The 13681-nt window shown below is 32.7% G+C and carries 12 protein-coding genes; 8 read left to right on the top strand and 4 right to left on the bottom strand.

Translation table 11 applies throughout. The features are described 5' to 3' along the window. The first annotated feature begins 173 nt into the window (after window positions 1-173). Both ACXAHM_RS16345 and ACXAHM_RS16340 read left to right on the top strand, forming a co-directional pair. A complete protein-coding gene (locus ACXAHM_RS16345; protein WP_474961829.1) occupies window positions 174-431 on the top strand; it encodes a hypothetical protein in 258 nt (85 codons plus the stop codon). Between the two features lie 57 nt (window positions 432-488). Then, complete coding sequence (locus ACXAHM_RS16340; protein WP_474961824.1) at window positions 489-1097, top strand: integrase core domain-containing protein; 609 nt, start codon at window positions 489-491, stop codon at window positions 1095-1097. Between the two features lie 60 nt (window positions 1098-1157). Here ACXAHM_RS16340 and ACXAHM_RS16335 read toward each other — a convergent pair whose 3' ends face one another. Then, on the bottom strand, window positions 1158-5222 hold the full coding sequence (locus ACXAHM_RS16335; RefSeq protein ID WP_474961822.1) for a hypothetical protein: 4065 nt from the start codon (window positions 5220-5222) through the stop codon (window positions 1158-1160). A 189-nt stretch (window positions 5223-5411) separates the two neighbouring features. After that, complete coding sequence (gldG, locus tag ACXAHM_RS16330) at window positions 5412-7079, bottom strand: gliding motility-associated ABC transporter substrate-binding protein GldG (protein WP_474961819.1); 1668 nt, start codon at window positions 7077-7079, stop codon at window positions 5412-5414. A 203-nt stretch (window positions 7080-7282) separates the two neighbouring features. On the opposite strand from gldG, the gene ACXAHM_RS16325 reads away from it, so the two are divergent. Both ACXAHM_RS16325 and hemE read left to right on the top strand, forming a co-directional pair. Next, the gene (locus tag ACXAHM_RS16325) at window positions 7283-8698 is read left to right on the top strand and encodes a CCA tRNA nucleotidyltransferase (RefSeq protein WP_474961900.1); all 1416 of its coding nucleotides are present in this window, start codon (window positions 7283-7285) and stop codon (window positions 8696-8698) included. Between the two features lie 34 nt (window positions 8699-8732). Further along, on the top strand, window positions 8733-9761 hold the full coding sequence (gene hemE / locus ACXAHM_RS16320; RefSeq protein WP_474961816.1) for a uroporphyrinogen decarboxylase: 1029 nt from the start codon (window positions 8733-8735) through the stop codon (window positions 9759-9761). Window positions 9762-9873: 112 nt separating this feature from the next. On the opposite strand, the gene ACXAHM_RS16315 is transcribed toward hemE, so the two are convergent. Together ACXAHM_RS16315 and ACXAHM_RS16310 are read right to left on the bottom strand one after the other, a co-directional pair. Next, window positions 9874-10326: a hypothetical protein gene (locus ACXAHM_RS16315; protein WP_474961813.1), complete on the bottom strand. Its 453-nt coding sequence runs from the start codon at window positions 10324-10326 to the stop codon at window positions 9874-9876. Window positions 10327-10338: 12 nt separating this feature from the next. Continuing rightward, window positions 10339-10809, bottom strand: coding sequence for a DUF4231 domain-containing protein (locus ACXAHM_RS16310; protein ID WP_474961810.1), 471 nt, complete (start codon window positions 10807-10809; stop codon window positions 10339-10341). Window positions 10810-10922: 113 nt separating this feature from the next. Between ACXAHM_RS16310 and ACXAHM_RS16305 the strand changes: the two genes are divergently transcribed. From ACXAHM_RS16305 to ACXAHM_RS16290, 4 genes are all read left to right on the top strand, one after another. Further along, a complete protein-coding gene (locus ACXAHM_RS16305; RefSeq protein WP_474961807.1) occupies window positions 10923-11429 on the top strand; it encodes an NUDIX domain-containing protein in 507 nt (168 codons plus the stop codon). 65 nt (window positions 11430-11494) lie between these two features. After that, complete coding sequence (gene pyrR, locus ACXAHM_RS16300; protein WP_474961803.1) at window positions 11495-12034, top strand: bifunctional pyr operon transcriptional regulator/uracil phosphoribosyltransferase PyrR; 540 nt, start codon at window positions 11495-11497, stop codon at window positions 12032-12034. Window positions 12035-12103: 69 nt separating this feature from the next. Then, window positions 12104-13027, top strand: coding sequence for an aspartate carbamoyltransferase catalytic subunit (locus tag ACXAHM_RS16295; protein ID WP_474961799.1), 924 nt, complete (start codon window positions 12104-12106; stop codon window positions 13025-13027). Window positions 13028-13220: 193 nt separating this feature from the next. After that, entirely contained in the window at window positions 13221-13652 is a 432-nt protein-coding gene (locus ACXAHM_RS16290; protein ID WP_474961795.1) for a hypothetical protein, read from the top strand. Window positions 13653-13681: the final 29 nt, after the last annotated feature.

The following is a 13681-nucleotide window of genomic DNA, read 5'->3' as shown; positions in this document are numbered from 1 at the left end:
AAATAAAAACTCAGGATTTTTGTTGTGTAAACGAACACTGCCATGCTCGAGGACACTACAATAAAGGTAATAAAATTGGCCTTAATTTTAAACAAGGTCGATTAAAATGTAAGGAATGTGGAAAAACTTTTTCAGTAAGAGCACTCACTCCTATGTATCGTAAACGTCATTCAATGGATCACATTAAAATGGTTTTAATGCTGATTTTATATGGATGTCCCTTGCATGCCATTGAAAAAGTGTTCTTACATCGACGTGAAACTATCAATAATTGGATTATTGATTTTGGAAACCATTTTGAAAATATTCATCATCAATTTGTTGTTCAACCCATTGATCACAAAAAGGTTGAATTAGATGAGCTATACACTACTACCCCAGGAGGAAAACATTGGGTAACAAGTGCATTATCATCCACTTATAAGTTGTAGCTAGGAGGTCATGTTAGTAAAAATAGAAACTCATTACTAATCGATAGATTATGCGAATTGGTATCAAAATGTTGTGATCATAAGAAGTTTTTACTTATTGCAACAGATGGCTTAAGAAGTTATAAAACAGGTATACAAAAATATTTCAACAAGAAAATTCCTAGAAATGGGAAAATTGGCAGATCCTCTTATTTCTTCCCCAAAAATGTAGTACTAGTTCAATGTGTTAAAAACTATGTTCGAAAAGGGAAACGCTATTTATGCTATGGCATCAATCATTGTACTATTTCTTTGGGTACACCAAAAGCAATTCCATTTCTGTTGAAGAAATTAAACTCAAAAGGTGTAATTCATACCGCTTTTATAGAAAGGTTTAATGCAACATTGAGAAGTAGTATACATACTTTTACACGAAGAAGTAGATCAGTGGTCAAGAATACTAACTTATCAGAAAAATGGCTATATCTTTTTGGTGGTTTTTACAACTTCTGCAGAGTACATCAATCATTGAGGAAAACGCCTGCAGAAGCCTCTGGTATTGTAAATCAGATGCTTACCTTTGAAGAGCTAACTTTAATCCATAGGTCAATAAAAAAATGGACGCCCCCTAAAAAGAGAGGACGTCCATCTAAAAATGACCAAATATTAATAGATAGGTGGGTTTAACAACACTTAAATAGTTACCTACCCAATTGACTGAAATGCCTTTTTTGTGCCTTTAGATTTTTAATATCTAAACGTATATTTTTGTTGAGTTTGTTGATCGATTAATTGAATAATTACATGATCAACTGCTTTATTCAATTTAATTTTACCTTCTTTTGATAAATTACCTTTTTGGAGAACCTTACCCTCATGTGTTAAAATCATGAAAGCATATTGAATATTATTCAAGTCAATAAACTGAAGTTCTCTAGCATTATCTCTAAATGAAGGATCTGAGTTTAACAGCTTTGGTAACTCTTTTGCTAAACCTACAATTGAAGTAACATTATCTTCTCCAATTGTAGGTAATTGGAATGTATGATAGAAATCTCCAACTCTATTTGGAGAGACAACAACTATATGGTCTTCCATTAACTTAACGTCATGACCAAATAGTTCATCTGTTTCTCCATCTTCTAATTGATAAGTATGAATCCATTCTGCTTCATTATCATTTAAGGTAAAAATATGAGCAGCTCCAATACCATCAGCTCTGTAAGCCCCAATTGCTACTGTATCACCTTTAATATGAATTGAACTTCCAAAACCACTACCCAATTCTTGAGTTGGATTTTCAATTACATAATTTTCAGTTCTATCAGTCCAAGGTTGTCCATTATCTCTTTGATAAACATATACATTTCCGATAGCATCTCTTCCATAATCCGTCACTAAAATTGTGTTTTTATAAAGATCAATATGAATACCATATTGATAATCTTCACCAGAATTAGAAACAGATAAATCAGCTGGAGTTTGTGTAGTATCTAAATCTCCATTTTCATCAAGATTATATACATAGACAGTACCTTTCCAATTATTATTCCCCAAAGCATTCACTGCTAAAGTATTACCATGAAGTTTAATAACATGACCAAAATATTCATTAGTGGCAGGATTTGGAGAAACTAATTGTTTAGAATTTAATTCACCTAACCATGATGCTTCTGTTTTTTGATAAATATAAACCTTACCTGCATATGCATTTGTTTGATAAGCACCCACTACGACCATATTATCTTGAATATCCACAGAATAACCAAAATAACCTGATACTTCTGATGTAAGTTTCTTTGTTTCAAACATATCAGACCAACCACCCTCAGGCATTTCAAAAATATATGCTTTATCTGCTTTAGGAGCACCTACAACAATAACATCATCCTGAATACCAACAGCAAAGCCAAATAGATCACTTTTTTCACCATCTGTTGGGCTTAATTTTGCAACTTCAATCCATTGCTCATTTTCGAAGTGATAAACAAAAGCAGCTCCTTTTCCATTCTCGCTGTAAGTTCCTAATACCATATTATCACCATCTACATCAATGTGGCTTACCTTTTCATATTCATCTAGTGAAGGTAATGTTACAGAAAAAGTAACTTCTGTGAAATTGATATTGTAATTAGCATTGGCTTCCAAAGTACCTTGTGTAATGATAAATTCATTTTCCTTACTTGTATTTTCGATAGCCAATGAACCACTTAAAATATCAGAAGCTTCATCTCCATTTTTCAAACCTACTACTTCATAATTCTCTAGATTTAAATTATTTGCATCTTCCACAGAAATAGTGATTTCTAATTCAGCAGGAGAAGATGTCACTTTAAAATTTTGATCATAGAATACGTTTTCTTTATAACCTGTTATAGTATAATAAAAGTCGCCTACTCTATTCACATAGTGTTTATTATCAATTACTTTAAAATCATTATTAATGAATCCAATTAACGCCTCACTGTAATCACTTACATTTACTTCGTCACCATATACTAATTGTTGCTTTTCAACAGAAGTTATATCAAAAGTAGGTTTTGAGAATGTATAAATAAATTGATTAGGGTTATTCTCAGCTAAGACTATGATTTGTTCTTCATGAAAACGAACACCAGTACCAAATCTAATTTCGGTAGCTGTTTCAGGCTCAAACTTAGCATAAGCACTATAAATAGAGTCTTGTACATTTACATGATATAAATAAGCTACTCCATGAATATCTTCATAATATGTACCGATCAATAAATCATCTCCATTTAAATGTACATCTGTACCGAATCCATCTTGTGAGTTTGGTTCTGGATTATGTATTGTAATATGTTTAACATCACTACTCCATTGCGTGTTTTCCGCTTTTTCAAAAATGTGAACCTTACCTTCTATATGAAAATCTCTTACGTAATCAGTAATAGCAATTCTATTGTCTGAAATATCTAAATGAATTCCATAATTATGATCTGCTCCACCTGGTGCTTCTAATTCAAAATCAGGTGTAATAGTATCACCAATAAGGCCTTCTGCTGGGATATTATAAACGTAAGCTGTTCCTGACCAATTATTTTTACCTAAAGCACCTACTAAAATAGCATCCTCTGATAATCTAATCTGATGTGCAAAGTATTCATTCGCTGTAGGATTAGGCGAAATTAATGTCTGGATATTATGACCTTCAGACCAGCTATTAGCAGTCTTTGTAATGTAAAAACCTCTTCCAGAATAATTATCAATTTGATAACCTCCAACTACTATTGCAGAAGAATTAATATCAACACTATAGCCAAAAACTCCATTTGAAGTCGGATTAGGGATTGCTAAAGTTTCAGTCATATTTGACCATCCATTTTCAGGCATTTCAAAGACATAACTTTTATTTCTATTAGGGGCGCCTACAATAATTTCTGAACCTTTTATAGCTACTGCAAAGCCAAATTGATCTCCGTCTTGACTATCAGAAGGTAATAACTTGGCTACTTCTACCCATTCTTCATTTTCTAAGTGATATACAAATGCAGCTCCAGGGCCATTATTTTCACTTTCATATGTACCTAATACCATATAATCACCGTCCACATCAACATGTCGAGCTTTAGTATAATTAATTTCTATACTATTCTCATTTGGATAAAAATATAATTTCTCATCATTACTTCCAGGTATTGCTGAAACAAACTCTTCTAATCCCAAATACGCGAAAGAATTACCAAAATACTCATCAACTTGTGGAGAGTCATTCATATATTCATTAAGGAGTAAAACTGATCCTCGATCATTTGACAATTCATATTCATAAATTACACCTTTATTGTTGTCAAAACCTTTTGCTCCTATAGCAATATAATCTCCTTGAATTTTCATTTGAGACCCAAAGTGATCACCTATTGTTTTTTCTGATAATGAGATATTAAAATTTTCATCATTTCTTGAAGTCCAAGAAGTCCCATTTTCTTTTGTAAATATTCTGACAGTTCCATATTTATTTTCATCACCAAAATCAGTTGCTGCAATAAGGTTTTCATCTTCTGAAAAGGCAATATGAACTCCCAATTGACGATCAGCAGATGAAGATGTAAGTACTGCATTCTCAACAACATTACCCAAGTTAAATTTCTTATTTTCAAGATCATAAACAAAGACAGCACCAGTCCAATTCTGATTTCCTAATGCACCAGAAATGAGTGTATTATTTTTAATGATAATTTCATGACCTATATATTCATTAGCTTGAGGATTTGAAGATTTTAAAGTCTCATAACTTTTATCCGATTCACTCCATTTTTCTGTAGGAGACTTTTCATATAAAGCAATTCTTCCTTGATAAGAATATGATCTATAGGACCCTACAGCCATCCTATCTCCAGAAAGTGAAACAGAGTAACCATAATACCCTCCTGAAGGAAATGGTGATTCAAGTTGATAAGTTTCGGTCATGTCTATCCAACCATTATCAGGCTTTTCATAAACATAGACTTTTCCAGATTTTGGAGCACCAACAATAATTGTTTCACCGTCTATTGCTACCGAATAACCGAACCAGCAACTGTTAGCAAGTAAACCCTCAGAAGCAGAAAGAACAGCAATCTGATTCCATTGTCCATCGACATTTTCAAATAAATATACTGCTCCAGCATATTCAGAAGAAGAATATCCACCAACAGCAACAAGCTCTTTATTTAAATTATCGATAGAATTAATTTCATCGTATCCATTAATGCTTTGAGCAGGATCATAAGCATAAATAGAAGTAGTAAAAAATGAGATGATCAAGCATAAAAAGACATTATGCTTCATAAATAGATTGAAAGTTTGCATTCAGTTAAAATAAAATAGTTATAATAAATAAGTTCTAAGCTGATATAAATATAGGCAAGAAATTTTAAAACGCCATACCTCTGGTAATTTGTTACAAAATAATTCATTATTAAACTAAAACTAACGTATATATAATAAGCCCATAAGATCTCTCCTATAGGCTTATTATTTTAAATATTATTTCTGAGTTTATTTCTCGTATTTTCGTTTTCTAATGAAAATGAAAAGAACACCAAAAATCACCGTTAGAAATACGGGAAGACCAACATTAAACCATTGCCAGAATGCTTTTTCTTCTCGCACTTTAAAGGAGTCTAATGGTCTTAATGTAACTTTTTTATTTCGTGCTAAAATCAGACCCTCATCATCTAGCAAATAATCCACACTATTTTTAATGAACTCCAAGTTAGAAAGAGTCTGTCCTCTAAAACGATCAAATTCGATAGATTCTATTTGACCATTGATAGGGTTAATTTCATTCTTAATAATATCACCATCTCCTACGATGATTACCTTACTTTTCTGCTTACTTTTCTTGATGACATCACTTTTTGGAATACCTCTTGGAGGGAAACGATTCGCATATAAAGAGTTGAATTTACCTTCTAATAAATAGGCTACTGGAAGGTGCGGATTATTGAATAACTCTTTGTTTTTTACTTCTTTAATTTCATCCAGAGAAACAATATTTGGCATATTTCTAACCCTAGAATAATTTGAAGTATAAATCAATGGTGTCTTCTTAATTCCTTTTGCCTTTACGGTATCCAACGTACTAATAAATTTTCCATAAACAACATCCATATTTCTTACAATTGGATGTTCTGAAAAGTTATTTAAGTATGTAAAATAAGGCCATGGTAACTTTTTGATATTTGCTTTATCACCAAAATTACCTGCTACAATTTCAATCAATCCAGCTTGTTGATCTTGAATCAAGTTAATATTAGGGCGAATCCCTAATCTAAAAAACAAGTCTTCAATGTTAAGGTCATAACCAAATGCATAAGTACCTCCTAAAGGAATAGAGTCTTTATTCATTTGTACACGATCAATTAAGAACATGGCATTACCTCCATCCATTAAATATTGATCGATATAATATTTATCTCTGTTAGAGAATTTAGCTTTAGGTTGTGCGACAATAATCCCATCAAATTGTTTGATTTTACTTAAGTCATTGACTTCTATAACTTGATATTTATCTTCCAAAGCAGCCATAGCCTCGATCATTTCTTCTTTTCTTAATTCGTCATGACCTTGAATGATTGCTAACTTTTTGTCTTTAGGCTGAGAAAGTTCTTGTATCACACTAGCCAATTCATATTCTACCCCTTCGATAGATTGATTTATCTTTTCTTGTGCTGATCTCGCTTTATTTCCTTTTAATAATAAAACTCCTTTTTGTTTACCATTATAAGTTACTAAAGCACCTGGGAATATTAATTTCTGTGTTTGTTCTCCACTTACCGATACATCAAATAAGGTCGTTTGAGGTATACCTTTTTGAATTAATGACTGTTGAAATGCCTGCTTTTGTCTTGGATCTGTAAAATCATTAGGATCAACAAAACGATAGTCTAGTTTTCCATTTGATTGGATTTTAAACTCATCCAATGTTTCATGAATAGCTTGTTTGAGATGCTCAAATTCAGCATTCAAAGGACCATCCAAGTAGATATCTATTTTTACTTCAGAAGGAAGGTTGTTTAATAATCTTTCTGTAGCAGGATTAATACTGAACCTTTTTTCTTCTGTCAGATCTAATCGAAAGAATAGAAAATCAGAATGTATATTCAGTAATATTAAAAAAAATAAAATCGCAGAAAAAGATAATAGGTCTTCCCACTTACGCATATCAATTAAATTTGCTTGTCATAAAATTTGTCGCAAAATCGGATCTTTACATGATTTTGCAAAATATAATCTAAGATTCCTCCAATTTTATCACATTGTTTATCAATTATCAATTATTAATCTCATTTGTAGCATAAAAAAATGTATTTTTGCCATTCAATTTGAATTTATAGTTTTATTAGTACTTTTTGATTGTGTCAGAAATCAATTTTAAAGATACATTAGATAAAAATCCAATTTTCCAGATTGTCGCTGAAAGTGCAAAGGAAGTTGGTTTCAGAACTTACTTAGTAGGTGGTTTTGTTAGAGACTTACTTCTTAAGCGTCCCTCAAAAGATATTGATATCGTTTGTGTCGGAAGCGGTATTGCCTTAGCTGAACAAGTAGCTAAAAATGGTGGTAACCTACCATGCAATACTTTTAAGAACTTCGGTACGGCAATGGTAAAATTCGATGAATATGAAGTGGAATTCGTCGGTGCTCGTAGAGAGTCCTACCGTAGAGAGTCACGTAAACCCATCGTGGAAGATGGTACATTAGAAGATGATCAAAATCGTCGTGATTTTACAATAAATGCGTTGGCAATCTCATTAAATCTTGACGATTACGGAGATTTAGTAGATCCTTTTGGTGGTGTTGATGACTTGAAAAAGAAAAACATCATTACTCCATTAGAGCCCAATATCACATTTTCAGATGATCCTTTAAGAATGATGAGAGCAATTCGTTTTGCCTCTCAGCTTTCTTTTGATATAGATCCAGACACATTTGAAGCTATTTCTGAGAATAAAGAACGTATCGAAATAGTTTCAAAAGAGAGAATTATGGACGAATTGAATAAAATCGTCTTATCTCCTCTTCCTTCTTATGGTTTTAAATTGTTGTTTACTTCAGGATTATTAGAGTTAATCTTCCCTGAAATGCAAAATTTACATGGTGTTGAAAGACGCGATGGTAAAGGACACAAAGACAATTTCTATCACACCTTAAAGGTATTGGATAATGTCGCTGAAAAATCAGATGATCTTTGGTTGAGATGGGCTGCAATTCTACATGATATTGCCAAGCCTCCTACCAAACGCTTTAATCCTAAAGTAGGTTGGACATTCCATGGACATGAAGACAAAGGAGCTCGTATGGTACCTGGTATTTTCAAACGTCTTAAATTACCATTGAATGATAAAATGAAGTTTGTACAAAAATTAGTACGCCTTCATTTGAGACCTATTGCATTGGTAAAGAAGGAAGTAACAGATTCTGCAGTAAGACGCCTATTGTTTGAAGCGGGTGATGATATCGAAGCTTTAATGCTACTTTGTCGTGCAGATATCACTTCAAAAGACGATCGTAAAGTCAAAAAATACCTTGCTAATTTTGATTATGTTGAAACACGCTTAGTTGAAGTAGAAGAAAGTGACCAAGTGAGAAATTTCCAACCTGTCATTACAGGTGAAAAGATCATGGAAATTTTCGGCATCAAACCTTCTCGTGAAGTTGGACAAATCAAAGATCAAGTAAGAGAAGCTATCTTAGATGGTAAAATTAAAAATACCGAAGAAGAAGCTTTACCTTATATGCTGAACATTGGTAAGGAATTGGGGTTAACTCCTGTAAATTAAAGTAACATCAACAACTTTTTATATAGATTTTATTATGAACGATTTAATACTTCGTACTGCAAAAGGAGAAAAAACAGAAAGAACTCCAGTATGGTTAATGCGTCAAGCAGGTCGTATTTTACCAGAATATAGAGCAGTAAGAAATAGCGTTTCAGGGTTTGTAGAATTATGTCAAACGCCAGAATTAGCGGCTGAGGTAACTATTCAACCTGTGGATTTATTAGGTGTTGATGCTGCAATCATCTTCTCAGACATCTTGGTAATTCCTGAAGCAATGGGCTTACCTTATGAAATGGTAGAGAAAAGAGGTCCTTTCTTCCCCAATACAATTCAAACAGAAGCTGATCTAAAGAAAATCAGAGTAGCAGATGTTCAGTCAGACCTTGGTTATGTATTAGATGCCATTAAACTGACGAAAAAAGAATTGAACGGTAGAGTTCCTTTGATTGGTTTTGCAGGTGCTCCGTTCACTATCTTCTGTTATATGATCGAAGGTCAAGGTTCAAAAACATTCTCTAAAGCAAAGAAAATGTTCTATACGAATCCTGAATTCTCTCATCAACTATTACAGATGATTACGGATAGTACTATTGCTTATTTAAAAGCACAGATCGAAGTTGGAGCTGATATGATCCAAATCTTTGATTCATGGGCAGGTATTTTATCTCCTGAGCAATATGCTGTTTTTGCGATGCCATACATTAATCAAATCTGTGATGCTATTACAGAAGTACCAAAAACTGTTTTTGCGAAAGGTGCTTACTTTGCTAGAGAAGCAATAGGTCAATCAAACTGTAACACAGTTGGTCTAGATTGGAACATGGATATTGCTGAATCAAGAGCATTAACTAACGGTAAAGTATTACAAGGTAACCTTGATCCTTGTGCTTTATACGGTTCTGATGCTGATATCGTAAAAGCTACGAAGGCAATGTTAGATAAATTTGGTCCTGATAAGCATATTGCTAACTTAGGTCACGGTGTTTATCCTGATATTGACCCAGAAAAAGTGAAAGTATTCATCAACACTGTGAAGGAATACTCAGCTGAAATGAGAGGATAATCGCTGTTTTTTTGAATGAAAAATGAAAAGTGAAGAATGAAAAACGAATTTAGTTTTTTCTTCATTTTATAAATATAAATGCCTGTAGGTTGGAGAAACTTACAGGCATTTTTTAATATTGCAAATGGATATTTATTGGTAAAATGATCAGTTGATCTACAAATTGATCTTTACATTTTCCAGGATTCCATGCTGTATCAGTTAATATATTTATGATTTGCTGAATGAAGACATCTTCCTTTGGAAAATTACTTCTGACAATTCTAAAACCTTGTAATTTAGAATTTTTATCAACCACAAACCCAATGTAGATTTTAGGTGAAATACCTAGTCTTTTAATCAAGCTTTTATCAGTTATCCTTAATTCTTCCCCAAATTTTTTATATAAATTTCCCATTCCATTTTTAGGATGAGCTGGAATATTTACAATCGTATACACTTCTTTCTTTAACAATGAATCAAAATTAGCTTCACAAAGTAATGAATCAGATTTAATTACTTCCTCTTGAGCATAAATTGAAAAAGATAGTAATGTAAAAAAAAGTGTAATTGGTATAGTTTTCATTTTTCAGTTGAATTATTCCTTCAAAGGTGCCTTATCTCCTTTTTCCATTCGTAGAGCTTTCCAATTTGAATTACCATGTTGTAATACCTCTTGAAATTCCTCATAAACTTCATTTAATAAGAAATCATTTTCTCTTTCCTTCGTATCCATAAGCTTCATTTTCAACTCTAAGGCTCTTAGATGATTTCTAGTTTCACCATAATTCACCCACAACTGTTTGTGGTTGTAAAAGCCGTCCCATGCAGCCATCACCGTGGTAAAACCGCTTAGCAACAAGGTAATAACCTTAGTGAGTAGTTGGTACTCTTCTGGCATATCGTTTGAAATGGCCACCAAGACTGTAATCAATGCTGATGCAATCGCGATACTAATATATATTCTAAAAGACTTAAGTTTATTTTCTTTACTTCTCGAAGAAATACGGTTCGTTAGAATTGAAATTTCGTTTAAGAGTATAGTATATTTTTCGTTTGGTTGAAGCATAATTTGTCAATCGTAGTTTTTTATATAGAAGCTAAATATAAAGATAGAATCTGATGAAAGATAATTTTTCATTCATCAATTTTGTCTTTTTATATTTGTCAAAATTGAAAAAAATGGCAGAAAAAGAAAAGGCTTCTAAAGAAGATGTAGAAAAAGCATTTGGTCATCGACTACGTGTGCGTGTGTGTGGTGTATTAGTTGAAGACGACAAAGTATTGATGGCTGTACATCATGGAATCGGAAAAAAAGGAATATTCTGGGCTCCTCCTGGAGGTGGCTTAGAATATGGAGAATCTGTTGAAGATGCTATTAAAAGAGAATTTTTAGAAGAAACAGGTCTTCAAGTTGAAATTGAAGAATTTATGTTTACACATGAATTTTTTGACCTCCCATTACATGGTATTGAATTATTTTTTAAAGTAAAAAAAATAAATGGAACGCTAATTACAGGAACTGATCCAGAAATGGCTAAGGATAAGCAAACCATTGATAATATGGTCTTTGTTTCTTTTGAAGAATTAGCAGAAAAGCATCCTGACGAAAAACATCATTTGTTCAGACATTGTAATTCGTTAAAAGAACTTATCAAAATGCGAGGTTTTTATACAAATCTTCAATAAAATTCATAGATTTACAATTTAGAATCGAGAAGGTAAATTCTCCTTTATAATTCTAGAAATAGAGAATGGCAAAAGTAAGCATTTTACAAAGTCAATTACTTGACATTACAATCAGTAGACTGAGTCAACAGTTGATTGAGAATCATGGTGATTTCTCAAACACTGTGATTATTGGTCTTCAACAGGGAGGCATCGTTCTTTCTGAAAGAATCAAAAAAAGAATTTTTGAATTGGCTAAAGTTGAAGTTCCTTTAGGTCAATTGGACATCACATTCCACCGTGATGATTTCCGAAGAGGACAAAATATTCTAACGCCAAGCAAAACAGATATCCCGTTTCTTATCGAAGATATGAATGTAATTCTTATCGATGATGTTGTCTTTACAGGAAGATCTATCCGTTCTGCCTTAGATGCGATGATGGCATTTGGTCGTCCTCAAAAAGTAGAACTACTTTGTTTAGTAGACAGAAAATATAGCCGTGATTTGCCAATTGAACCTACTTACGTTGGTAAAGTAGTGAATTCAATCCAATCACAATACATTCAAGCAGAATGGAAAGAAGAGGGTCATGATGAAGACACTCTTTGGCTTATTAATCAATAATTTTATAACGGCTTTCCCTTTTGGTTGCCGTTTTTTTATATAATTCAATTTCTTGCAGATATTCATATAATGTTAAGTCAGAAACATCTACTTGGAATAAAAGATCTTACGAGAGAAGACTTAGAACTGATCTTTCAAACAGCAGATCAATTTAAAGAGGTTATCAACCGACCTATCAAAAAAGTACCTTCTCTAAGAGATATTACTATCGCTAATGTTTTCTTTGAAAACTCTACCCGAACAAAGTTATCATTTGAACTCGCTGAAAAAAGACTTTCAGCAGATGTGATCAACTTCTCTTCAAGTGGAAGTTCAGTAAAGAAAGGAGAAACTTTATTGGATACTGTGAACAACATCTTGTCAATGAAAGTAGACATGATCGTAATGCGTCACTCTAGTCCTGGTGCTCCACACTTCTTAGCAAAACATATCGATGCAACAATCCTAAATGCGGGTGATGGTACACACGAACACCCTACTCAAGCAATTTTGGATACATATTCAATTCGTGAAAAATTGGGTAATGTAGAAGGAAAGAAAGTGGTGATTGTTGGTGATATTTTACACTCAAGAGTCGCTTTATCTAACATTTTTGCTCTACAAAAATTAGGCGCTGAAGTGATGGTTTGTGGTCCGCATACTTTAATCCCTAGATACATTAGAGATCTAGGTGTACGCGTTGAACACGACTTAATAAAAGCCTTACAATGGTGTGATGTTGCCAATATGTTACGTATTCAAATGGAACGTCAATTGGTGAAAAATTTCCCTTCGGTAAGAGAATACTCACAAAACTTTGGTTTAACAAAAGAGATTCTTCAACAATTAGATAAAGAAATTGTAGTAATGCACCCAGGTCCCATCAACAGAGGAGTTGAAATTACTTCAGATGTGGCTGATGCAGAAAATGCAATCATTCTCGATCAAGTAGAAAATGGTGTAGCAACACGTATGGCTGCATTGTACTTATTAGCTGGTAAAAAAGATGTCTAAATAACTTGACATCCACCACAAACAAATGACTGCTAACTAACTGATTAGCAGTCTTTTTTATTGACTTTTCTTTATTACCTCTAACATTCAAATGCATTTCACCCATTAATTCGTGCATTTCACCAAAAATAATTCATTTCAAGCTACAAGAGGATGATATTTAAATTAATAATCATTTAAAAATGTAACTGTTATGAATTTACACACAAAACTAATTACCCTTACTCTTTTGATCTCTACTCTATTTTCATGTTCGAGTTCAGATGATCTATACTCACCTGAAAACAATAACATTCCAGCAATGACACAATTTGATAATCCTAGTGCGCCTGCATTCTTGAATATTACAATGGTGCCTAGTGGAGATGTATGTACAAGTCAATTTATCGTTAATGCTGAAATTATGAATGAAAAAGGATATAGTCATTCAACAACTTTATCAGCAGAAAACGGTGTTGTTGCAATTCATTTAGATGATGAATTTTCATATGGTGCTTATTCTATTGTTTTCAGTAATGTTACAACAGGAGAAATCTATGGTAGTACATCATTCTATTTAACGACTGAAGATTTAAATAGTGATTATTACTCTAAAACAATTGAATATAATAATTGTAATTTATAATTTGAGATATCAATTACTTTGAAAATGCC

This window comes from Flammeovirga sp. AWQ4_249, assembly GCF_056161045.1.
Note: the sequence above shows the minus strand (reverse complement) of the source record. Positions and strands in the feature narration are given on the sequence as shown.

Bases quoted from the DNA above. Each gene is read 5' to 3' on its own strand.
- ACXAHM_RS16345 (WP_474961829.1), top strand. From the start codon at position 174: ATGGATCACATTAAAATGGTTTTAATGCTGATTTTATATGGATGTCCC.
- ACXAHM_RS16335 (WP_474961822.1), bottom strand. From the start codon at position 5,222: ATGCAAACTTTCAATCTATTTATGAAGCATAATGTCTTTTTATGCTTG.
- gldG (WP_474961819.1), bottom strand. From the start codon at position 7,079: ATGCGTAAGTGGGAAGACCTATTATCTTTTTCTGCGATTTTATTTTTT.
- hemE (WP_474961816.1), top strand. From the start codon at position 8,733: ATGAACGATTTAATACTTCGTACTGCAAAAGGAGAAAAAACAGAAAGA.
- ACXAHM_RS16315 (WP_474961813.1), bottom strand. From the start codon at position 10,326: ATGAAAACTATACCAATTACACTTTTTTTTACATTACTATCTTTTTCA.
- ACXAHM_RS16310 (WP_474961810.1), bottom strand. From the start codon at position 10,809: ATGCTTCAACCAAACGAAAAATATACTATACTCTTAAACGAAATTTCA.
- ACXAHM_RS16305 (WP_474961807.1), top strand. From the start codon at position 10,923: ATGGCAGAAAAAGAAAAGGCTTCTAAAGAAGATGTAGAAAAAGCATTT.
- pyrR (WP_474961803.1), top strand. From the start codon at position 11,495: ATGGCAAAAGTAAGCATTTTACAAAGTCAATTACTTGACATTACAATC.
- ACXAHM_RS16295 (WP_474961799.1), top strand. From the start codon at position 12,104: ATGTTAAGTCAGAAACATCTACTTGGAATAAAAGATCTTACGAGAGAA.
- ACXAHM_RS16290 (WP_474961795.1), top strand. From the start codon at position 13,221: ATGAATTTACACACAAAACTAATTACCCTTACTCTTTTGATCTCTACT.